The following is a 20,955-nucleotide window of genomic DNA, read 5'->3' as shown; positions in this document are numbered from 1 at the left end:
CTTGCCGTCATTTCTCTGATTTACGCCCTCGCCTATTTCCAGGCATTGCGCGCGCGGTCGCGCACCAGCATGCGCACACTCTCCGGCATCGGTTTTTTCGACTGGACCGTCTCGGCGTCGAGCCAGACGCATTCCTCGAAATGCTTGAGCATGGCGGGTGTGACGAAACGCGAGCGCGCCGCATACACGTGGCGGTCGCCCATCTGCGCCTGCTGCTTGATGAAGAAGCGGTTCGGCAGCACCAGGTGCAGGTACTCCTTGGCGCGCGTCATGGCCACGTACAGCAGGCGCCGCTCTTCCTCGATTTCCTCCGCGCTGCCGGTGCTCATGTCCGAGGGAATGCAGCCGTCGACGACGTTCAGCACGTGCACCGAGGTCCATTCCTGGCCCTTGGAGGAATGGATGGTCGACAGGATCAGGTAGTCCTCGTCGAGCAGCGGCGGGCCGGCGCGGTCGCTGGTCGCTTCCGGCGGGTCCAGCGTGATCTCGGCGAGGAAGGTTTCGCGCGTGGCGTAGCCGCCGGCCAGTTGCGCCAGCTGCTCGACGTCGGCAGCGCGCGCCTGGCTGTCGTCGTGCAGGCGCTCGAGCTGCGGCACATACCAGTCCCGGACCAGCTCGATGTCGGCCGGCCAGCGCAGATCCGCGCTGCGCAGGCGCCGGTACAGGGTCACGAAGGCGTCCCAGTCGGCGCGGCTCCTGGCGGGCGCCTCGAAGGCCTCGACCGCCGCCAGCGCTTCCGGCGCTTCCGACACGGCGTCGAGCAGGCGCGTTGCGGTGGCCGGGCCGATGCCGGGAATCAGCTGGGCGACCCGGTAGCCCGCCATGCGCCCGTTCGGATTCTGGGCAAAGCGCAGCACGGCCAGCACGTCCTTGATGTGCGAGGCTTCCAGGAATTTCAGGCCGCCGAATTTGACGAAGGGGATATTCCGGCGCATGAGTTCGAGTTCCAGCGCCGCGCTGTGGCTGGCGGCGCGAAACAGCACCGCCTGCCGGGTGAGATCGATGCCCGCTTCGCGGTGCTCGAGGATGCGCCTGCACACCCAGCGCGCCTGCTCGGCTTCGTCCGGGATCAGCACCAGTTGCGGCAGGCTGGCGCCCGGCTTGTCGGTCCACAGGGTCTTGGCGTGGCGTTCCAGCGCCGCCGCGATCACGGCGTTCGACGCGTCCAGGATCGGCTGGGTCGAGCGGTAGTTGCGGTCGAGCGTGATGACCTCGGCCGGCTGGGAAAACTGTCCGGGAAAATCGAGGATGTTGCGCACCGTGGCGCCGCGGAAGGAATAGATCGACTGGGCGTCGTCGCCCACCGCCATCACGCCGCGCCCGTCGGGCTTCATGCCGGTGATGATCGCCGCCTGCAGCCGGTTCGTGTCCTGGTATTCGTCGACCAGCACGTGGTCGAACAGCGCGCCGATCTCGGGTCCCAGTTCCGGGTCGGATGCCATCTCGGCCCAGAACAGCAGCAGGTCGTCGTAGTCGAGCACGTTCTGTTCCTGCTTGGCGTCGACATAGGCGCCGAACAGGCGCTTGAGTTCGTCTTCCCATTCGCAGCACCACGGAAACGTGCTTTGCAGGACCAGGCCCAGGGGCTCGCGCGAATTGACCACGCGCGAATAGATCGACAGGCAGGTCCCTTTCAGGGGAAACCGCTTCTGGGTGCCGGTCAAGCCGATGTCGTGGCGCACCATGCCCATCAAATCTTCCGAATCGCCGCGGTCGTGGATGGTAAAGGATTCGTCCAGGCCGATGCGTCCGGCAAATTCGCGCAGCAGGCGCGCGCCGATGCTGTGGAAGGTGCCGGCCCAGGGCAGCGTGGCGGCGCCCTGCCCGCCACGCCCTGGCTGGCGTCCCTGCAGGAGCACGCGCTGCAACACATTTCCGGCACGCTGGGTCATTTCATTCGCGGCGCGCCGCGAAAACGTCAGCAGCAACAGGCGCTGCGGGTCGGCGCCGTCCAGGATCAGCCGCGCCACGCGGTGCGCCAGCGTGTTCGTCTTGCCCGAACCCGCACCGGCGACCACCAGCAGCGGGCGCGGCGCCTCAATGCCGATGTCGTGCTCGACCGCCGCCCTCTGTTCCGGATTGAGCGCGGCGAAGGGATCGTCCGGGGTGGTGCTTGCCGCCATGGGAGCGGCAGCGGCGGGAGCAACGGGAGAGATGGCGACGGCGGCAGTGGACATGGGCACAGGATGTCTGGAAACAGCGCAACTGTACATTTGTCCAGTATCGAAAGGCAAGGCCATTTTGCATTCCCAAACGGCAATATCAGCAGGCCTTTCATGCACGGTGCATGGGTTCTCTTCACACAGCACGCGATGCTTCGCCGCTAAGTGACCGGAAACAAAGCGCTTTTTTAGATATCCACAAAGTCTGTGAATAACTTTGTGGACAAAGGTGGGGTTGACATGGCGCAAACGCGGCGGGATGCGGGTTTCAACAGGTTGCCCATTCGACGGGCAGTGCCAAAACGACGAAAAATCAAGGACTTGCGCGCAGTTGCGCGGAGGTAGCGGAATCACGCACTTTATTAAAAAAAAGAAATAATTGTGTATAACCCGCGTCAGCAGCACGCCACAAACATGCCATTCTTACATCGAAATGTATAGATTCGGGGAAACTTCAGACCAGTGCGCGGCGCCGCAGCGGCTCGAGAAGCACGCGCTCGATGACCTGGGTGCGCACGCCATGGGAGCGCAGGTATTCGAAAGCGGACATGGTATTCGTGCTGCCGAGCACGGAAATGGCGTCATCGACGATCATGCGCTGGCGCGCATCGAACCTGGCTTCGCCCGTGGTGGCGCTGGGGCTGGTAATGGCGGAGTCCGGGCCGGGAAAGGCAACCGGGTCGCCTGCGGATAAGCTCATTCTAACCTCGCTCAGTCATGGTGAAATTCCATTGCCATTGAGTATTCATGAAACACCTGCGATGTCAATGTCAACTTCTTATCGAAAACACGAAAAAGTTGTACATACTGCCGCACTTACCGTATTGGCAACCGGTGCGCCGCAGTGCGTCGACCCGGCCTAGAATAGTCGGGCAGCCGGTTCCATCCTGAACGCCCTCACCAACGCCACCTTGCGAGGAACACATGACCAACACGCCCGAACCCGATCTCAATCCCGGCGATGAAGCCGCACCCGGCACGCCTGGCGCCGGCGAAGATGTGTGCGAAGCCTGCGCCGGCAGCGGCAAACTCGGCGACGGCAAATCCTGTCCGATGTGCGGCGGCAGCGGACGGGTCATGCGCGGGATCGGCGGCGGCTGATTGCCTGGCGAGCGTCCCCGGCCCGGGTCTTTGCTCGACCTGTTCGTCGCCTTTACGCTGCTGGCCCTGCAGGGCTTCGGCGGCGTGCTGGCCCTCGTCCAGCGCGAGCTGGTCGACCGGAAACGCTGGCTGACCGAGGACGAATTCATCGAGGACTGGGCCGTGGCGCAAATCATGCCGGGACCGAACGTCGTCAACCTGGCGATGATGATCGGCGCCCGCTATTTCGGCTTGCGCGGCGCGCTGGCGGCGCTGGCCGGCATGCTGGCGATACCGCTGCTCGTCGTGCTGGTGCTGGCCAGCATCCACGCGCGCTTCGCCGACAACCCGCAAGTGGCCGGCGCCCTGCGCGGCATGGCCGCCGTGTCCAGCGGCCTGATTGCCGCGGCCGGCCTCAAGCTCTCCGCCAGCCTGCTGCGCCATCCGCTCCCGCTCGCGGTCTCCATCGCAATCGCCGTGGCCGCCTTCATCCTGGTGGCGCTGGTGCGCCTGCCGCTGGTGTATGTGCTGGTCGGCCTGGGCGGCCTCGGCTGCGTGCTGGCCTGGCGCCGCATGCGCGGCTAGCAAGGCAATGAGCCCGGAATGACCAGCCTCCAGATTACCCTCGGCTGGGCCGACTGGCTCAACCTGTTCGGTCACTTCCTGCTGCTGTCGACGATGTCCTTCGGCGGCGCCATCGCGGTGACGCCAGAAATGCACCGTTTCCTGGTCGAGCAGCAGGGCTGGCTGACCCAGGCCCAGTTCAACGACGCGATCGCCATCGCCCAGGCGGCGCCGGGGCCGAACGTGCTGTTCGTCACGCTGATGGGCTGGAAAGTCGGCATGAACGCGGGCAGCCTGCTTGCGGCCTGGCTTGGCGTGATCACGACCATGACGGGAATCCTGCTGCCCTCCACCCTGATCACCTACCAGGTCGCGCAATGGGGACACCGCAATCGCGAACTGCTGGCGGTGCGCGCCTTCAAACTGGGCATGGCGCCGGTGGTCATCGCGCTGCTGCTGGCCACGAGCTGGATCCTGGCGACCTCCGCCGCCGACGGACGCAGCGGCTGGCCGCTGTGGCTGCTGGCGCTGGGCAGTTGCCTGGTGATCTGGCGGACCCGCTTGCACCTGCTGTGGGTGCTGACCCTGGGCGCACTGCTGGGCGCGTCCGGAATCGTCTAGAAACGCGCGCTGAAATGGCATACTGACGGTATCGACCACCAGGAGACTCGTATGCTACAACTGCTCAGCGAACACGCCTGCTTCGGCGGCGTCCAGCGTTTTTATCAGCACGATTCCGCTGCCATCGGCCTGCCGATGCGGTTCTCGGTCTACCTGCCGCCCGGTGCGGAAGGAAAATCGCTGCCCGTCGTGTTCTACCTTGCCGGCCTGACCTGCACCGAAGAGACCTTCATGACCAAGGCCGGCGCCCAGCGGGTGGCGGCGCGGGAAGGCATCGCCCTGGTGGCGCCGGATACGAGTCCGCGCGGCGCCGGCGTGGCGGGCGAGGCCGACAGCTGGGACTTCGGCCTGGGGGCCGGTTTCTATGTCGACGCCGTCCAGGAACCCTGGGCCCGCCATTACCGGATGTACAGCTACATCCTGGAACTGCGCCAAGCGGTGCTGGCCGAATTCGGCTTCGATGCGGCGCGCTGCGGCATCTTCGGCCACTCGATGGGCGGGCATGGGGCGCTGACGATCGCGCTGCGCAATCCGGACCTGTTCCGGTCGGTGTCGGCGTTTGCCCCGATCGCCGCGCCCTCGCGCTGTCCCTGGGGTGAAAAGGCGTTTGACGGCTACCTCGGCGCGGACCGGGCGGCCTGGCGCGCGCACGACGCCACCGAGCTCGTTGGCGACGGCCCGGTGCGCTTCCCGGAAGGCATCCTGGTCGACCAGGGCCTGGCGGATAAATTCCTGGCCGAGCAACTCAACCCGGACGCCTTCGAAGCGGCTTGCCTGGCAGCCGGCCAGCCGCTCGAGCTGCGCCGCCATGCCGGTTACGACCACGGCTATTACTTCATCTCGACCTTCATGGAAGACCACCTGCGCTTCCACGCGCAACAGCTGCGCCAGGCCGGCTGAGTCAGTCCAGCGATAATCCAGCGAAAAACGACCACTGCAAGCCCCTTCGGTTCCGGCCGGTTGCATGCTTTCTGCCCTTGCGCAAAGCACCACCGGCCGGGCCGCTCCGCCTCTTCGGGTCCGCCTTGAAATCCTGCCTGCCCTGCCCTATAAATCAGGTGCGGCGTCATGCCGCGCATTTCATCGCGAGGAAAGGAGGCCAATCATGAATCTCATCAGGCGAGGCACCACGCCACTGTCGACCTATCGGCCAGGCGCGGCCGAGGACCAGTTCGGCCGTCTTGTCGAAACCATGTTCGAGGACTTCTTCGCACCGCTGGCCCAGGGAGGCAGCCGCTGGTTCGATACCAACGCCAGCATCCCCCGGCTCGACCTCACCGAAAGCGAAAGCGCCTACGAAATCCAGGCTGAAATGCCGGGCGTGGAAAAAGATGACCTGAAAGTCGCCATCGACCATGAGCGGATCACGATCGAAGGAGAGTGCCGCAAGGCAAACGAGCGACGCGAGGGTGAACACGTGGTTTATTCTGAACGCTCAGCACGTAAGTTCATGCGCAGCTTCACCCTGCCAACCGAAGTCGACGACGCAACGGCGCAGGCAAAGCTGGAGAACGGTGTCCTGCACCTGACGCTGCCGAAGAAACAGGGCAGCCCGGTCAAGCGGCTCCAGATCCAGTAAAGGTGCTTGACCTTGTCGGCTGAGCCGCAACGCTTTCGCAACCGTGCGCAGGCCGGCAAGCTGCTTGCGCAGGAGCTGCGCGCGCGGCACGTGCTGGCGCAGGAACCTGTTGCCCGAGGCAAGCCGGGTACGCTTGTGCTGGGCTTGCCGCGCGGTGGCGTGCCGGTGGCCTTTGCAGTGGCCATGGCGCTTGCCCTGGAGCTCGACGTCCTGCTGGTGCGCAAGCTCGGCATGCCGGGCCAGCCCGAGTTCGCGATCGGCGCCGTCGGCAGCGGCGGCGTGCGGGTGCTGCAGCCGGGCGTGCCCGGCCTGCATGGTGTGACGCAGGCGCAGGTCGACGCGATCGCCGCACGCGAGCTGGCGGAAGTGGAGCGGCGCGAACGCCTGTACCGGCGCGAGCGGCCGCTGCCGCCATTGGCAGGAAAGGAAGTGATTTTGGTTGACGACGGCATCGCCACCGGTTCGACAATGCTGGCGGCGGTGCAGGTGGCGCGCGGGCGTGGCGCCGCGCGCGTGATCGTGGCGGTGCCGGTGGCGCCGCCGGACACGCTGGCGGCGCTGGCGCCCCTGGTGGACGCCACCGTCTGCCTGGCGGCGCCGCTGCGCTTTAGGGCGGTCAGCCAGTGGTATGACTCGTTCGATCAGACGAGCGACGAGGAAGTGCAGGACTTGCTGGCGATGGCCTGGCGCAGCCAGGCGATTGCCGGTTCCACACCCAACTAACGGAGAGGTAATAATATGCGACAACACACCACCCCCACCGACAGCAGCCTCGAGCTGGAACCAGGCGACCTGGCCAAGATGTTGGGCGGCGCCGCCGCCGGCGCCCTGTTGATGTACATGCTCGACCCGGACCGCGGCAGCGCCCGCCGTTCCAACTCCACCGAAGCGATCCGCACCGCCGGCTCGCGTACCGGCAATGTACTGGGTAATGCCTTGCACGGCATTGGCGAGCGCATCGGGGCAGCCGCGCGCGATGCCGGCGACGCCGCCAGCCACCTGCTCGACGACGCCGGCACCGGGGCCAGCAAAATGATGGATGAAACGAGCGCGCGCGCCAGGAGCGCCTACGAATCGGCCAAGCCCAACGGCAGCGCCGGCCGCGCACTGGAAAATACCTATGACAGCGCGTCCAGAAGCGTCTCGCGCGCCGCCGACGAAGCGAACGCCCGCGCCGATGCCGCCGCGTCCCGTTTCAGCCGCATGGCCAGCCAGGCCGCCGGCAAGGCGATGGGCGCGCTGCATCTCGAGGACCGCGACGACATCACGGCGCTGCTGCGCAACCCGGCCGTCGTCGGCGGTGGCCTGCTCAGCCTGTTCGGCCTGATGCGCCGTTCGCCGCTGGCGGCGGCGCTCGGCGTGGCGGGCCTGGCGCTGGCTGCCCGCAGCAGCGGCGGCGGCCTGTCCAGCCTCTTCGGCGGCGGACGCGGCACCTACAGCGGCGGCGACCCCATCATCGTGGAGAAATCGATCCGCATCGATGCCTCGCCGAACGAAGTCTATGACCTGTGGAGCCATTACGAGAACTTCCCGCGCTTCATGTCGCATGTGCTGGAAGTGCGCGACCTGGGCCGCCGCCGCTCGCACTGGGTAGTGCAAGGTCCGGCCGGCACCCAGTTCGAGTTCGACTCGATGCTGACCGAACAGGTCAGGGGCCGCCGCCTGGGATGGCGCAGCGAGCCCGGCGCCGAGATCCAGAATTCCGGCCTGGTGCGCCTCGAGCCCTACCGCGGCGGCACGCTCGCCACGGTGCGCCTGTCGTACACGCCGCCTGCCGGCGCGCTCGGCCATGCGGTGGCATCCCTGCTCGGTTCGGATCCGAAGCGCCAGCTCGATGACGACCTGGCACGCATGAAGCACTTCATCGAGCGGGGCGCCATTCCGCACGATGCGGCGCGCCGCGAAAAATCGGGCAGCCGCTTCCTGCACTAAGGCCGGCAACAACACCCGGGCGAGCATGAGCGTCGCGATCGAGATCAACGCAGCCGCCCTGGCGGCTGCAGCCCACCCGCTCGACGGCGGCCCGGGTGATTACGACGCCCTGCTCGCGCTCGTGGGCGACGCCCGCTTCGTGCTGCTCGGTGAAGCGACCCATGGCACCCACGAATTCTACGAAGAACGGGCGCGCATTACCCAGCGCCTGATCCGCGAGAAGGGCTTCACGGCCGTGGCGGTCGAGGCCGATTGGCCGGACGCCTACCGCGTCAACCGTTACGTGCGCGGCGAGGGTCGGGACACGAATGCCAACGAAGCCCTGTCGGGCTTCGAGCGTTTTCCGGCCTGGATGTGGAGAAATACCGATGTTGTGAACTTCATCGACTGGCTGCGCGGCCACAACGCGGGCGTGCGGGCCGGGCCGCAGGTGGGTTTCTATGGTCTGGACCTGTACAGCCTGTTTACCTCCGTGCGCGAGGTGCTGGACTACCTCGAGCGGGTCGACCCCGCCGCTGCCAGGGAAGCGCGCCAGCGCTATGCCTGCTTCGACCATTACGACGAAGACAGCCAGCACTACGGCTATGCCACCAGCGTCGGCTTGTCCGAATCCTGCCAGCAGGGTGTGTTGACCCAGCTGCAGCAGTTGCAGCAGCGCGCGCTCGACTACATGCAGCTCGATGGCGCCTCGTCCGAGGACGCCTTTTTTTACGCGCAGCAGAATGCGCGCCTCGTGAAAAACGCCGAGGAATACTACCGAACCATGTTCCGCGGCCGGGTATCTTCCTGGAACCTGCGCGACAGCCACATGGCCGAAACGCTGGACGCGCTCGACCGCCATCTGTCGCGCGATGGCATGCCGGCCAAAATCGTCGTCTGGGAACACAACTCGCACATCGGCGACGCGCGCGCCACCTATATGGAACACCTGGGCGAATGGAATGTGGGCGAACTGGCGCGCAAAAATTATCCCGGCGAAACCTGCCTGGTCGGCTTTTCGACCTACGACGGCCACGTGACGGCCGCCTCCGAATGGGACGGTCCGGCCGAACACAAGCGGGTCCGGCCCGGCATGGCCGGCAGCTACGAAGAATTGCTGCACGCGGTGGGACGCGAGCGCTTCTACCTGAACCTGCGCGACGACAGCCCGGCGCGCCGCATCCTGCTCGAGCGGCGCCTGGAACGCGCCATCGGCGTGCTCTACCTGCCGCGCACCGAACGCCACAGCCATTATTTCGACGCCCGGCTGGCCGAGCAGTTCGACGCGATCATCCACATCGACCGCACCAGTGCCCTGACCCCGCTCGACGCCACCAGCGGCTGGCATTCAGGGGAGCCGCCGGAGACCTATCCCGAAGGGATTTAGGCTGCCTTCGCAGGGTGGACTCTCGAGTCCACGCCGTTGTACGGCAACAATTCTCTAACAATAAACTTTCTTCCAGCCACCGCTAATCCACGCCATTTTGGTAGGATGCAGAAGTTTGTCATCAGGCAAGGAAGAATCATGAGTCAGTACACATTGAGCATCAACGGCAAGCGCCAGACGGTCGAGGTCGAGGCGGACACGCCCTTGTTGTGGGCCTTGCGCGATTCGCTGGGCCTGGTCGGCGCCAAGTATGGCTGCGGCGCGGGCCAGTGCGGCGCCTGCACCGTCCACGTCGACGGGACGCCCACCCGCTCCTGCCTGATGCCGGTGTCGAGCGTCGGCAAGGCGAAAATCACGACCATCGAAGGCCTGCACACGGAGCACCGGCATCCGCTGCAGCAAGCCTGGCAGGAACTCGATGTGCCGCAATGCGGCTATTGCCAGTCCGGCCAGATCATGAGCGCCTGCGCCCTGCTCAAGCAGCACCCGCGCCCGACCGACGCCCAGATCGATGAGGCGATGGCCGGCAACCTGTGCCGCTGCGCCACCTATACCCGCATTCGCGCCGGCATCCACCGCGCCGCCGAGATCGCCGGCAACGGAAAAGGCAAGAAATGAGCGCACCCCTCTCCCCTTCGCGCCGCCGCTTCCTCGGCACCAGCACCGCCGGCGCCCTCTTCATCGGCATCGCCCCGGCCGCGGCCCTGGCGAATGCGGTCGATGCAGGTAGCGCGCCCGCCGGCAACGCTGGCTTCACCCCGAGCGTCTTCATCCGTATTGGCCGCGACGGCATCGTCACCCTGATTTCGAAACAGCCGGAGATCGGCCAGGGCATCAAGACCTCGCTGCCGATGATCATCGCCGAAGAGCTCGAGATCGACTGGAAGGATGTCCGCATCGTCCAGGGCGACCTGAACCCGGCTTATGGCAGCCAGGGCGCGGGCGGCTCGACCTCGACCCCGACCAATTACGACAATTTCCACCGTCTAGGCGCGGTCGCCCGCACCATGCTGGTGCAGGCCGCAGCAGGGATCTGGAAAGTGCCGGCCGCCGAATGCAGCGCGGCCAACGGCGCCATCCACCATGCCGCCAGCCGCCGCAAGCTCGGCTATGGCGCGCTGGTGCCGGCCGCGCTGAGCCTGCAGGTGCCCGATGCGGCCACGGTGACCCTGAAAGACCCGGCCAGCTACAAGCTGCTGGGCACGCGTATCGGCGGCGTCGACAACGCGGCCATCGTCAGCGGCAAGCCGCTGTTCGGCATCGACGTGCGCTTGCCCGGCATGCTGTACGCGGTCTACGTGAAATGCCCGACCCTGGGCGGCAAGCCGGTCAGCGCCAACCTCGACGCGATCAAGGCCCTGCCGGGCATCAAGGATGCCTTCATCGTCGAAGGCACGAATAACCTGAACGGCCTGCGTCCGGGCGTGGCGATCGTCGCCACCTCGACCTGGGCCGCCTTCAAGGCGCGCCGCCAGCTGGAAGTGAAATGGGATGACGGCCCCGGCGCGAACCACAGCTGGGCCGATTTCACTGCCCAGGCCCAGGCCGCCGCCGGCAAGCCGGGCACGACAGTCATGCGCCAGGACGGCGACGTGCGCGCCGCCCTGGCGGGAGCCGCCAAGACCGTCGAGGCGAGCTATCGCTACCCGTTCATTTCGCATGCCAGCATGGAGCCGCAGAACTGCACGGCCTGGTTCAAGCCGGCCGACGGCAGCCTGGAACTGTGGGCGCCGACCCAGAATCCGGGCTCCGGCCAGGCGCTGGTGACGACCACCTTCGGCATTCCGAAAGAAAAGATCACGCTGCACATCATTCGCAGCGGCGGCGGCTTCGGCCGGCGCCTGAGTTCCGACTTCGTCGTCGAAGCGACGGCGATCGCGCAAAAGGTCGGCGCGCCGGTCAAGCTGACCTGGACCCGTGAAGACGACTTGCAGCACGACCATTTCCGTGCAGGCGGCTTCCACCACCTGCGCGGCGGCGTCGATGCCAAGGGCAAGCTGGTTGCCTGGCACAACCACTTCGTCACCTTTGCCAACCGCATCGAGCGCGACGGCAAGAGCGTCCTGCAGCCTGGCAGCGGCGGCAATTTGTCGGGCGATGAATTCCCGGGCCGCTGGCTGGCCAACTGCCTGCTCGAGCAAACCGCGCTGGAATGCCGGATCCCGATGGGACCATGGCGCGCGCCGGGGAGCAATGTGTTTTCCTGGGTCATCCACAGCTTCATCGACGAGCTGGCCCATGCGGCCGGACGCGATCCGCTTGCCTTCCGCCTCGAACTGCTGGGCGACAAGGACATCATGCCGGGCACCGGCGAGCGCGGCCTTGCGCGGCCCGGCCAGCCCTACAGCGTGGCGCGCATGCGCGCCGTATTGCAGGAAGTGGCGGAAAAATCAGGCTGGGGCAAGCGCAAGTTCGCCCGCGGCCAGGGTGCGGGCGTCGCCTTCCACTTCAGCCACCGCGGTTATGTGGCCGAAGTGGCCGAAGTGACGGTGTCGAAAAGCGGCCAGCTGACGGTGGACCGGGTGGTCGTGGTGACTGACATCGGCGCCCAGATCGTCAACCTCAGCGGCGCGGAAAACCAGGTGCAGGGCTCGATCATCGATGGCCTGTCGACCCTGATGTACCCCGAGCTCGACATCGAGAAGGGCCGTATCGTGCAAAGCAATTTCCACGACTACAAGCTGCTGCGCATGCCGGACACGCCGACGAAGATCGACATGCACTTCCTGAAGACCGATTACCCGGTCACGGGCCTGGGTGAACCGGTCTTGCCGCCACTGGCGCCCGCCGTCTGCAACGCCATCTTCGCCGCCACCGGCAAGCGCGTGCGCGAACTTCCGCTGAGCAAGACCGACCTGAGCTGGACTTAAGTTTCCGGCGTGGCCTTGCGCTGCGCCGCTTGATGGGCCGGATCGGCGTCGAAGCCGCCATTGTGTTCCATGATGGCCGCCGCGCGTTCCCCCTGGGACGCGCTGGCGACCGTCACGATCATCACGCACAGGTCGCCGCGGTCGGCCGGTTTGAACACGTCCTCGTAGTCGGTCCCGCCTTTCACCTGGGGCGAGTCGCCAACGTAAAAATTGCTCTCGGCCGGACCGGCTTCATCGGTGGTTACCTTGATGTCGATGCCATTGACATCGAACCCTTCTGCCAGCAAACCCTTGCGCGCCTGCTCGGCTGCCTCGAAGCTCGGAAGCATGCGTACGATCTGATTGTTCATGGTCGCTCCATTGTTTCAGTTGCAACTACCGTAACAGAATCCCCGCCCCGGCGGCGCTCGCGCTTTCATGCATGGGACATATTGCTGTGGGCGCGCTGTGGGCGAATCCGACACGCAGGAAACGGAACGGACCGCCGGGCTCGGTTTGCGCTCGCCCGTGCGCAAATATTTAGTACAATCAAGAAACCTTTGTAGCGGGGAGCAGCTACTCGGGACACCATTGGACTCGATTACTCACGGTACATAACAAGATGAAGATTTCGCAGCGAATCGCCGCATCCCGTCCCCTCGCCACGACCGCCATGCATGGCCGCGTCGAAGCCTTCCGCAACGAGGGCATGGGCATCATCGATTTCTCGATTGCGATTTCGCATTTTTCTCCGCCCTCCCCGGTTCTCGACGCCGTCACCCGCGCCGTGCAGGACGAGCGCACCATGCCCTACACGGGCGTGGCCGGCGCGCTCGACGTGCGGCGCAGCCTGTGCGGCAAGCTCGATCGCGAGAACGGCATTCCTGCCCTGGCCAATGAAATCATCGTCACCAACGGCGCCAAGCAGGCGCTGTACGAGGCGCTGTATGCAATGACCGACCCCGGCGACACGGTGCTGATCTTCAAGCCGCACTGGCCGGCTTACGTCACCACCTGCCTTCTGCTCGGGCTGCGCCCGCTGCTGGTCGACCTCCCGGATTGCATTACGGCCGAGACGCTGGCCGCCTGCCCGGCCGCCGACCTGGTCATCCTGAATAACCCGCACAACCCGACCGGCAAGGTCTTCGCGCGCGAGGAACTGCTTCACCTCGCCGACTGGGTAAAAGCGACCGGCGCCCAGGCCATCGTCGACGAAAGCTACGAACACCTCAGTTTCGGCCCGGTCCACACCAGCTTCGCCACCCTCTGCGACTGGCGCGCGATCGGCGTGGTGACGCTGTTCTCCGCTTCGCAAAGCTATGCGATGATGGGCTGGCGCCTCGGCTTCGCGCTGGCCCCGGCCGTTATCGCGGGGGCGATGCAGACCCTGCAGGGACCGATCACCGCCGCCGCCTCGCACCTGGCCCAGATCGCGACCGTCGCCGCATTCGAATGCGGCGTGCAGCGGCACATGGTCGACGAATACCGCGAGCGGCGCGACACGGTGCTGCGCCAGCTCGGCCAACTGCCCTGGCTGCGCATGCACTGCCCGGATTCGGGCCCCTACCTGTGGGGCGACGTGCGCGCCCTCACCCACGACACGGAAGCCTTCGCCGAAGCCTTGCTGGCCGAAGAAGGCGTGGCCATCATGCCGGGCGACGCGCTCGGCATGCCCGGCTTCATCCGCATCGGCTACATCTGCGACGACGTCTATACGCTGATGGAAGGCGTGCGGCGGCTGGCGGCATTCGGCGAGCGCATGGCGGCTGCCCGTTTGGATGATCATGCGGCCGATCATGGGGCCGATCGCGCATCCAGCCTGGTGGCCAGCCAATGAGCTTCGCCCCGCTCTACCGGGTCCGGAGCCTGCGCAGCCGCCTGATGCTGCTGGTGGCGCTGGCGATCCTGCCGCTGGCCCTGATGACGATCCTGGGCGGCATCCGCGAGCGCCAGCAGGCGATCGAGGCGTCCGAAGACAACCTGCGCCGCCTGACCAACCTGGCCGCGGCCAACGAAGCGCAATCGGTCGAGCGGGCGCGCCAGATCCTGGTCGACCTGGCCAGCGTGCCCGACCTGCTGGGCGCGACGCCGCGCTGCAATGCGCTGCTGGCCGATGTGCTGGACCGCAACGAAGGCTATGCCAACTTCGGCCTGATCCAGATGAACGGCGACGTCAGCTGCAGCGCGGTGCCGATGCTGCATCCGGTGAACCTGGGCGACCGGCCCCACTTCAAGCGCGCCGTTCTCGAGCGCCGCTTCATCGCCGGCGACTACGTCTTCGGGCGCGTGATCCGGCGCCACACGATCAATCTCACCTACCCGGTGATCGACCGCTCCGGCAATGTCGTCGCGGTCGTGTTCGCGGCCATGGACCTGGCCGGCCTCGACACCTTCGTGGCCGACATCAACCTGCCGCCCGGCTCGGTGCTGGTCACGAGCGACGCCAAAGGCAGCATCATCTCGCGTCGTCCCGACCCGGAACGCTGGTTCGGCCAGAAGGTCTCGCCCATGATGCGCGAGGCGATGCGCAATGCCGGGCGCGACGCGCTGGTGCTGCGCGAGGCCGACGGCATCGAGCGCCTGCACACCTTCTCGCGCGTGGGCGCCCCCACGCTGTCGGACTACACGGTCACCATCGGCATTCCGGTGGAGACGGTCACGGCCGGGGCACGCCGCGCCCAGCTGATGTCGCTGATCGGCCTGGCCGCCACCACCATGCTGGCACTGCTGGCGGCCTGGCTGGCGGGCGACGTCCTGATCGTGCAGCGCGTGCGCAAACTGATGGACACCGCGCGCAGCATCGCCGCCGGCAACCTCGACGCGCGCGCGGGCATCCCCTACGAGCGCGAGGAAATCGGCCAGCTGGCCGAGGCGCTCGACGAAATGGCGGCCACGCTGCAAAAGAAGGAAGCGGCGCGCGGCCAGGCCGAGCGCGAACTGCGCGCGGCCGACCAGCGCAAGGACGAATTCCTGGCCATGCTGGCGCACGAACTGCGTAATCCGCTGGCGCCGATCAGCACCGGCGCCCACCTCCTGAAACTGCTCCACTCGGACAACGCGCAGATCACGCAGACCTGCGCCATCATCGCGCGCCAGGTCGAGCACATGACCGGCCTGGTGGACGATTTGCTGGACGTCTCGCGCGTCACCCGCGGCCTGGTCTCGATCTCGACCCAGGTGCTCGACCTGCGCAAGGTGATCGACGACGCGGCCGAGCAGATCCGGCCGCTGATCACGACCCGCCGCCACAGCGTCGTGCTCGACCTGCTGCCGAACACGGCGCCGGTCAAGGGCGACCACAAGCGCCTGGTGCAGGTGGTGGCAAACCTGCTCAACAACGCCACCAAATACACGCCCGAGGGCGGCCGCATCGAACTGAGCCTGGTCGAAGACGGACCGGATTACGTGATGACGGTGGTCGACGACGGCATCGGCATGGAGCCGCAGCTGGTCGCCCGCGTGTTCGACCTGTTCACCCAGGCCGAGCGTACCCCCGACCGTTCCCAGGGCGGCCTGGGCCTGGGCCTGGCGCTGGCCAAGAGCCTGGTCGAACTGCATGGGGGCACCGTGTGCGCCGCCAGCCCGGGCCCGGGCAAGGGCAGCACCTTCACGGTGCGCCTGCCGCGCCATACCCAGGAGGCGCCTTTGACGGTGGCCCAGACCAGGGGCGGCCAGGCGCAAACGGCGCGCTCGCTCAAGGTGCTGCTGGTCGACGACAACCTGGACGCGGTGCACACGCTGCAGCTCTTCCTCAGCGCCGCCGGCCACAACGTCGAGATCGCCTATAACGGCGCCGTCGCCGTCGACGTGGCGCGGGTCTTCGCGCCGGACGTCTGCCTGCTCGACATCGGCCTGCCCGACTTCGACGGCAACGAACTGGCGCGCCGCCTGCGCCGCCTGCCCCAGGCGACGAATGCCGTGCTGATCGCCGCCACCGGCTACGGCCGCCAGCAAGACCGCGACGCCGCCATGGCGGCCGGCTTCGACCATTACATCGTCAAGCCGGTCAATACGGTGGAACTGTCGGACCTGCTGGCGGAAGCGGCGGCGGAGAAGCACCCGAGGTAGGAGCGGCATGCCCCGCTTGCGTGCGCTCCCGAACGGTGCGCCCAAGCCGGAGGCGTAAGATCGGCATTCCACTCCAGAATGCCGATGCCATGACCCCAGCCGCACCCGCACCTGCCGCCGACGCGGCGCCGCTCAGCGACCCGCCCAACGCCGCCAGGGCGGCCGGGCTGCGCTATGTACTCGACGACCGGCCGGGCATCCGCCGCGAGCGCGAGGGCGAAAGCTTCCGTTATTATTCCGCGAAAAACGAAGCGATCGACGACGAGGCGACGCTCAAGCGCATCAAGTCGCTCGTGATTCCGCCGGCCTGGACCGAGGTCTGGATCTGCCCGCAGCCGAACGGCCACCTGCAAGCCACCGGGCGCGACGCGCGCGGGCGCAAGCAATACCGCTACCACCCGACATGGCGCAGCGTGCGCGACGAGGCCAAGTTCGAGCGCATGATCAACTTCGGCAAGGCGCTGCCGCAGATCCGGAAAGAGGTCGACCGCGGCCTCAAGCTGCCGGGCCTGCCGCGCGAAAAAGTACTGGCCACCATCGTCTACCTGTTGGAAGCGACCATGATGCGGGTCGGTAACGAGGAATATGCGCGCACGAACAAATCCTTCGGCCTGACGACCCTGCGCAACCGCCACGTCAAGGTGGACGGTAGCGATGTCGAGTTCAAGTTCCGGGGCAAGAGCGGCGTGTACCACAAGATCCACGTGCACGACCGGCGCCTGGCGCGCATCATCCGCAACACGCGCGACCTGCCGGGCCAGGAACTGTTCCAGTACATCGACGAGGACGGCGAAACCCGCAGCGTCGACTCGAGCGACGTCAACGACTACCTGCGCGCCATCAGTGGCGAAGACTACACGGCCAAGGACTTCCGTACCTGGTCCGGCACGGTACTGGCCGCCCTCGCCTTGCAGGAATTCGAGAAATTCGATTCCGAAACCCAGGCCAAGAAAAACGTCGTGCGCGCCATCGAATCGGTCGCCGCAAAGCTCGGCAACACGCCCTCGGTCTGCCGCAAATGCTATGTGCATCCGGCGGTGCTCGACGCCTACATGGACGGCGCGGTGCTCGACGCCTTGCGCGAACGTACCGAACAGGAACTGAGCGAAGACCTGCATTCGCTGCAGCCCGAAGAGGCGGCCGTGCTGGCCATGCTCCAGCAGCGCCTGGCGCGCGAGGCGGACATGCCGCGCAAGGCCGCGTAAGACTCCCACCACCCGGAAAAGGACAGGACAATGACCGCAAAACAAGCGCAAGCAGATCTGCAGGAAGGCCGTACCGCGATCAAACTGGTCGCCCGATTCGAGCACCAGGTGACCGGCGTGACGGTATCGGAAGACAAGCGGATTTTCGTGAATTTGCCGCGCTGGACCGAGGACACGGCGGTCTCGGTGGCCGAACTGCTGCCGGGAGGGGAACTGCAGCCCTACCCCGACGCCAAATGGAACGCCTGGCGCAATGCCAAGAAAGACGAGCTGACGCCCGCAGACCACTGGGTTTGCGTCCAGAGCGTCGTCGCCGACGGGCGCGGCAACCTGTGGGTGCTCGATCCGGCCGCACCCGCCCAGAGCCATGTCGTCGACGGCGGGCCGAAACTGGTGCGGATCGACCTGGCCACCAACCGCGCCGCGCAGACCATCGCTTTCGACGAAGACGCGGCGCCGCAGGGCTCTTACCTGAACGACGTGCGCTTCTCGAACGACGGCAAGTTCGCCTTCATCACCGATTCGGGTGTGCGGGGAGCGATCGTCGTGGTCGACCTGGCCGCCGGCCGCGCGGTGCGCGTGCTCGACGGCGATCCGTCGACGCAGATGAAAAAGGGCCTCGACGTGAAGGCCGACGGCAAGGTGCTGCGCCAGCAGGACGGGCGCGGCGTCGAGTTTTCGGCCGACGGCATCGAGCTCTCCGGCGACGGCGAATGGCTGTACTGGCAGGCGATCAAGGGCGACACCCTGTACCGGATCGCCACGCACGCGCTGGTCGGCGCCGGCATGCGCGGCGAGGACCTCGCCGCCAGCGTCGAGCCCTTCGGCATGAATGGCGTGAACGACGGCCTGCTGATCCTGCGCGGCACGAACCGGATGCTGCTCTCGGCCCTCCAGGACGACGCGATCAAGCTGCGCGACCTCGACGCAGGCCCCGAGGCCCCGGTACGCACCCTGGTCCAGGACAAGCGGCTGCGCTGGCCCGACACCTTCAGCCAGGGTCCGGACGGCACGGTCTACGTGACCACCTCGCACATCCAGGATTCGGCTTTCTTCAAAGCCGACGCCCCGGCGGCGCTGCCGACGGAACTCTGGAAACTGTGCCCGCTATGAGGTCGGTTCGGCGTGATTGAACACCTGGCGCAGGTAGGCCAGGAAGGTCTCGTCATTGCTCATCGACTTGCCGGCCGTGTCGGACAGTTTGGCGACCGGCTGGCCATTGCAGCGCACCAGCTTCATGACGATGTTCAGCGCTTTGTACGGTGTGTCGTTGGTGAGCTGGGTGCCGATGCCGAAACCGGTCATGGTGCGGTCGGCGAAGCGGCGATACAGTTCCAGCGCTTTCGGCACCGTCAGCGCATCTGAAAACACGAGGCGCTTGGTGCGCGCATCGATGCGCAGCTTCGCATAATGCGCCAGCGCCTTTTCGCCCCAGGCGACAGGATCGCCCGAATCGTGGCGCAGGCCGTCGAACAGTTTCGCGAAATACAGGTCGAAGTCGGCGAGGAAGGCATCCATGCCGACCACGTCGGTCAGCGCGGTACCGAGGTCGCCGCGGTATTCCTGCACCCAATCCTCCAGCGCCGCCTTCTGGAAGTCGCGCAGGCACATCCCGAAAGCCTGGAAGGCCTGCATGTATTCGTGCGCCATGGTCCCGATCGGCACCAGCTTGTACTTGCGCGCAAGGTGCACGTTCGAGGTGCCCTTGAAGAACTGCGGCAGTTCGCGCGCCAGGGTGGAAACCACCTCGTCCTGCCATTCGCCGGAAAAACGCCGGCGCACGCCGAAGTCGAAGAATTCGAAGGGGTTGGCACGCTGCGGTTCACGCTCGAATGCGCGCAGCTGCTCGATCTTCAGGGCCAGGCGCTTGCGCGCTTCCTCGATCGCCTTGTGCTGGTCGAAGCGCCGGAAATACAGTTCGTTGACGATGTAGAGCACATAAATCTCGAACCCCATCACATGCACCACCGGCCCGCAGGCGCAGATGCGCAGGTGCGGTCCGTCGGTCTCGACCGTGATGAACTTGCGCTGGAAGCGAAACACCGTCAGGAAGTCGGCGAAATCGCTTTTGATGAAACGCAGGCCGCGCAGGTAGCTGATTTCTTCGTCCGTGAACAGCAGCTCGCACAGGTGGTCGAGTTCACGTTCGACTTCTTCCTTCAGCTCGGCCAGCGGATAGTCGGGCTCGTTACGGCAGCGAAATTCGTATTCGCCATGGGCGTTCGGATGGCGGTGCAGCAGCGCCTGCCACATCGTGAATTTGTAGAGGTCGGTTTCGAGCAGGCTGCGGACGATGGGCTTCATGCTTTTTTTCTGCTGCGCTTTTTCGGCGCCAGCATGGTGCCGGTGCAATCAGGCGTGCCGCATCGGCATTCAAACAATTTCTTCAGCGCCGGCGTATGGCGCTCGTCGTAGATGAGCGCGTAGTTGTAGTTCAGTTCCTGGCCGGCCTCGATCGGGTGCAACGCGTGGATGTAGACGCGCCCCGCTTCCTCGTAGGCTTCGCAATTGGGCGAACAGGCATGGTTGATCCAGCGCGCCTCGTTGCCGCGCCGGCCGCCGTCGATGACGCGGCCGTCCGCCAGGGTAAAGAAGAAGGTATGGTTGATCGGCCCGCCGGCGTCCAGCGCGCGTTGGGTCGCGTCGTCCCAGCTGATGCGCTCGCCCCGGTATTCGATGATGCGCTCGCCGGCATCGATGAAGCGCCGGGCGAAGACGCCATTGCCGTGGACTGGGGATTTTTTTACTTCACAGGCTGGATCGGCCTTGGCTGCGGGTTTGCTGGGCATGGAATGGGAAAGTAGAAGAACAAAAAGCGAACGCGCATTCACAAAGGGCGCCGTCGGCGGACTCTTGTTATTGTTGCAGCTTTTGCGGCTTTGTGCCGCACATGATTCGCCTGCCGCGCCAGACGCAATTGTTGACTATTTGCAATTGCGTGAAGGCCGTGGCAGCATGACCGTTTTGCCAGGAAACTCCGTGAATACCATTGCCCTCGAAACCGGCTCCGGCATCGCCATCGTTCCGGTGAGCATACAGCACGCGCCCATGCTGGCAGCGCTGGTCGGACGCAATCTCGCCCACCTGAACGCCTATATGCCTCTGGTGTCGAGCCTGTCGTCGCCGGAGGCGGCGCGCGCCCATCTCGAGGCCGCCCTCGAGGCGGCCGAGGCTGGCCGGATCCTCGAGTGGCATCTGTTCATGGGCGAGGCCTTGTGCGGGTCGATTCGCTTGCGGGATATCGACGCCGACGACCGCAAGGCGAAGATCGGTTATTTCATCGGAAGCGAATTCGGCGGCAAAGGCATTGCGACTTCCGCGGCGCGCAGCGTCCTTGCCTATGGCTTCGGCCCCTTGCACCTGAACAGAGTGGAGTTGCGCTGTGCGTCGACGAACGAAGGCAGCGTACGCCTTGCCGAACGCCTGGGATTTACCCGCGAAGGCGTGCTGCGCCAGGAGGAATACCTGAATGGCGTCTTTGTCGACCACCTCGTGTATGGCTTGTTACGCAGCGAGTTCGATCACTGAT

General features: G+C 65.9%; 20 protein-coding genes. 15 read left to right on the top strand and 5 right to left on the bottom strand.

The window, feature by feature from the left end:
• Positions 1-32: 32 nt before the first annotated feature.
• Positions 33-2,177, bottom strand: a complete 2,145-nt coding sequence (locus AC56KZ_RS11330; protein ID WP_497162266.1) for an ATP-dependent helicase — start codon at positions 2,175-2,177, stop codon at positions 33-35.
• Between the two features lie 439 nt (positions 2,178-2,616).
• The gene (locus tag AC56KZ_RS11325) at positions 2,617-2,862 is read right to left on the bottom strand and encodes a hypothetical protein (protein ID WP_497162265.1); all 246 of its coding nucleotides are present in this window, start codon (positions 2,860-2,862) and stop codon (positions 2,617-2,619) included.
• 224 nt (positions 2,863-3,086) lie between these two features.
• Here AC56KZ_RS11325 and AC56KZ_RS11320 point away from each other — a divergent pair, with 224 nt between their 5' ends.
• The 10 genes from AC56KZ_RS11320 to AC56KZ_RS11275 all read left to right on the top strand — a co-directional run bounded on the left by AC56KZ_RS11320 (position 3,087) and on the right by AC56KZ_RS11275 (position 12,174).
• Positions 3,087-3,263, top strand: coding sequence for a hypothetical protein (locus AC56KZ_RS11320; RefSeq protein WP_497162264.1), 177 nt, complete (start codon positions 3,087-3,089; stop codon positions 3,261-3,263).
• 30 nt (positions 3,264-3,293) lie between these two features.
• A complete protein-coding gene (locus AC56KZ_RS11315) occupies positions 3,294-3,827 on the top strand; it encodes a chromate transporter (RefSeq protein WP_497162263.1) in 534 nt (177 codons plus the stop codon).
• Positions 3,828-3,845: 18 nt separating this feature from the next.
• Positions 3,846-4,427 (top strand): chromate transporter, encoded by a 582-nt coding sequence (locus AC56KZ_RS11310; protein WP_497162262.1) that lies wholly within the window; start codon positions 3,846-3,848, stop codon positions 4,425-4,427.
• 51 nt (positions 4,428-4,478) lie between these two features.
• Positions 4,479-5,327 (top strand): S-formylglutathione hydrolase, encoded by an 849-nt coding sequence (gene fghA / locus AC56KZ_RS11305; RefSeq protein WP_497162261.1) that lies wholly within the window; start codon positions 4,479-4,481, stop codon positions 5,325-5,327.
• Positions 5,328-5,532: 205 nt separating this feature from the next.
• Positions 5,533-6,006, top strand: coding sequence for an Hsp20/alpha crystallin family protein (locus AC56KZ_RS11300; RefSeq protein WP_497162260.1), 474 nt, complete (start codon positions 5,533-5,535; stop codon positions 6,004-6,006).
• Positions 6,007-6,012: 6 nt separating this feature from the next.
• Positions 6,013-6,729 carry a phosphoribosyltransferase gene (locus tag AC56KZ_RS11295; RefSeq protein WP_497162259.1) on the top strand — a complete coding sequence of 239 codons (717 nt, stop codon included), beginning with the start codon at positions 6,013-6,015 and terminating at the stop codon, positions 6,727-6,729.
• Between the two features lie 15 nt (positions 6,730-6,744).
• On the top strand, positions 6,745-7,938 hold the full coding sequence (locus AC56KZ_RS11290; protein WP_497162258.1) for an SRPBCC family protein: 1,194 nt from the start codon (positions 6,745-6,747) through the stop codon (positions 7,936-7,938).
• A 25-nt stretch (positions 7,939-7,963) separates the two neighbouring features.
• Positions 7,964-9,304 (top strand): erythromycin esterase family protein, encoded by a 1,341-nt coding sequence (locus tag AC56KZ_RS11285; protein WP_497162257.1) that lies wholly within the window; start codon positions 7,964-7,966, stop codon positions 9,302-9,304.
• A 138-nt stretch (positions 9,305-9,442) separates the two neighbouring features.
• Entirely contained in the window at positions 9,443-9,922 is a 480-nt protein-coding gene (locus AC56KZ_RS11280; RefSeq protein WP_497162256.1) for a (2Fe-2S)-binding protein, read from the top strand.
• Complete coding sequence (locus AC56KZ_RS11275; protein ID WP_497162255.1) at positions 9,919-12,174, top strand: xanthine dehydrogenase family protein molybdopterin-binding subunit; 2,256 nt, start codon at positions 9,919-9,921, stop codon at positions 12,172-12,174. Before AC56KZ_RS11280 ends, AC56KZ_RS11275 begins: the two co-directional genes overlap by 4 nt.
• Here AC56KZ_RS11275 and AC56KZ_RS11270 read toward each other — a convergent pair.
• Positions 12,171-12,524: a hypothetical protein gene (locus AC56KZ_RS11270; RefSeq protein ID WP_497162254.1), complete on the bottom strand. Its 354-nt coding sequence runs from the start codon at positions 12,522-12,524 to the stop codon at positions 12,171-12,173. The genes AC56KZ_RS11275 and AC56KZ_RS11270 overlap by 4 nt on opposite strands.
• A 251-nt stretch (positions 12,525-12,775) precedes the next feature.
• Here AC56KZ_RS11270 and AC56KZ_RS11265 point away from each other — a divergent pair, with 251 nt between their 5' ends.
• From AC56KZ_RS11265 to AC56KZ_RS11250, 4 genes are all read left to right on the top strand, one after another.
• Positions 12,776-13,990 carry a pyridoxal phosphate-dependent aminotransferase gene (locus AC56KZ_RS11265; protein WP_497162253.1) on the top strand — a complete coding sequence of 405 codons (1,215 nt, stop codon included), beginning with the start codon at positions 12,776-12,778 and terminating at the stop codon, positions 13,988-13,990.
• Positions 13,987-16,221 (top strand): hybrid sensor histidine kinase/response regulator, encoded by a 2,235-nt coding sequence (locus tag AC56KZ_RS11260; RefSeq protein ID WP_497162252.1) that lies wholly within the window; start codon positions 13,987-13,989, stop codon positions 16,219-16,221. The genes AC56KZ_RS11265 and AC56KZ_RS11260 overlap by 4 nt, the downstream gene beginning before the upstream one ends.
• Before the next feature lie 89 nt (positions 16,222-16,310).
• Positions 16,311-17,426, top strand: a complete 1,116-nt coding sequence (locus tag AC56KZ_RS11255) for a DNA topoisomerase IB (RefSeq protein ID WP_497162251.1) — start codon at positions 16,311-16,313, stop codon at positions 17,424-17,426.
• A 30-nt stretch (positions 17,427-17,456) separates the two neighbouring features.
• On the top strand, positions 17,457-18,539 hold the full coding sequence (locus AC56KZ_RS11250; RefSeq protein WP_497162250.1) for an L-dopachrome tautomerase-related protein: 1,083 nt from the start codon (positions 17,457-17,459) through the stop codon (positions 18,537-18,539).
• Here AC56KZ_RS11250 and pncB read toward each other — a convergent pair.
• Positions 18,534-19,730 carry a nicotinate phosphoribosyltransferase gene (gene pncB, locus AC56KZ_RS11245; protein WP_497162249.1) on the bottom strand — a complete coding sequence of 399 codons (1,197 nt, stop codon included), beginning with the start codon at positions 19,728-19,730 and terminating at the stop codon, positions 18,534-18,536. The two genes, AC56KZ_RS11250 and pncB, sit on opposite strands and share 6 nt — an antisense overlap.
• On the bottom strand, positions 19,727-20,215 hold the full coding sequence (locus AC56KZ_RS11240; protein WP_497162248.1) for an SET domain-containing protein: 489 nt from the start codon (positions 20,213-20,215) through the stop codon (positions 19,727-19,729). Before AC56KZ_RS11240 ends, pncB begins: the two co-directional genes overlap by 4 nt.
• A gap of 190 nt (positions 20,216-20,405) precedes the next feature.
• On the opposite strand from AC56KZ_RS11240, the gene AC56KZ_RS11235 reads away from it, so the two are divergent.
• Positions 20,406-20,954, top strand: coding sequence for a GNAT family N-acetyltransferase (locus tag AC56KZ_RS11235; protein WP_497162247.1), 549 nt, complete (start codon positions 20,406-20,408; stop codon positions 20,952-20,954).
• Position 20,955 lies beyond the last annotated feature (1 nt).

The sequence above is a fragment of the Telluria sp. LT2P34 genome, from assembly GCF_059685915.1.
The sequence above is the reverse complement of the archived record's forward strand: the minus strand, read 5'-3'. Positions and strand labels throughout refer to the sequence as shown.

What these genes read in the sequence shown, in the direction of transcription:
- AC56KZ_RS11330 (WP_497162266.1), bottom strand. Translation starts at nt 2,177, where the DNA reads ATGTCCACTGCCGCCGTCGCCATCTCTCCCGTTGCTCCCGCCGCTGCC.
- AC56KZ_RS11325 (WP_497162265.1), bottom strand. Translation starts at nt 2,862, where the DNA reads ATGAGCTTATCCGCAGGCGACCCGGTTGCCTTTCCCGGCCCGGACTCC.
- AC56KZ_RS11320 (WP_497162264.1), top strand. Translation starts at nt 3,087, where the DNA reads ATGACCAACACGCCCGAACCCGATCTCAATCCCGGCGATGAAGCCGCA.
- AC56KZ_RS11310 (WP_497162262.1), top strand. Translation starts at nt 3,846, where the DNA reads ATGACCAGCCTCCAGATTACCCTCGGCTGGGCCGACTGGCTCAACCTG.
- fghA (WP_497162261.1), top strand. Translation starts at nt 4,479, where the DNA reads ATGCTACAACTGCTCAGCGAACACGCCTGCTTCGGCGGCGTCCAGCGT.
- AC56KZ_RS11300 (WP_497162260.1), top strand. Translation starts at nt 5,533, where the DNA reads ATGAATCTCATCAGGCGAGGCACCACGCCACTGTCGACCTATCGGCCA.
- AC56KZ_RS11290 (WP_497162258.1), top strand. Translation starts at nt 6,745, where the DNA reads ATGCGACAACACACCACCCCCACCGACAGCAGCCTCGAGCTGGAACCA.
- AC56KZ_RS11285 (WP_497162257.1), top strand. Translation starts at nt 7,964, where the DNA reads ATGAGCGTCGCGATCGAGATCAACGCAGCCGCCCTGGCGGCTGCAGCC.
- AC56KZ_RS11280 (WP_497162256.1), top strand. Translation starts at nt 9,443, where the DNA reads ATGAGTCAGTACACATTGAGCATCAACGGCAAGCGCCAGACGGTCGAG.
- AC56KZ_RS11275 (WP_497162255.1), top strand. Translation starts at nt 9,919, where the DNA reads ATGAGCGCACCCCTCTCCCCTTCGCGCCGCCGCTTCCTCGGCACCAGC.
- AC56KZ_RS11270 (WP_497162254.1), bottom strand. Translation starts at nt 12,524, where the DNA reads ATGAACAATCAGATCGTACGCATGCTTCCGAGCTTCGAGGCAGCCGAG.
- AC56KZ_RS11265 (WP_497162253.1), top strand. Translation starts at nt 12,776, where the DNA reads ATGAAGATTTCGCAGCGAATCGCCGCATCCCGTCCCCTCGCCACGACC.
- AC56KZ_RS11260 (WP_497162252.1), top strand. Translation starts at nt 13,987, where the DNA reads ATGAGCTTCGCCCCGCTCTACCGGGTCCGGAGCCTGCGCAGCCGCCTG.
- AC56KZ_RS11255 (WP_497162251.1), top strand. Translation starts at nt 16,311, where the DNA reads ATGACCCCAGCCGCACCCGCACCTGCCGCCGACGCGGCGCCGCTCAGC.
- AC56KZ_RS11250 (WP_497162250.1), top strand. Translation starts at nt 17,457, where the DNA reads ATGACCGCAAAACAAGCGCAAGCAGATCTGCAGGAAGGCCGTACCGCG.
- pncB (WP_497162249.1), bottom strand. Translation starts at nt 19,730, where the DNA reads ATGAAGCCCATCGTCCGCAGCCTGCTCGAAACCGACCTCTACAAATTC.
- AC56KZ_RS11240 (WP_497162248.1), bottom strand. Translation starts at nt 20,215, where the DNA reads ATGCCCAGCAAACCCGCAGCCAAGGCCGATCCAGCCTGTGAAGTAAAA.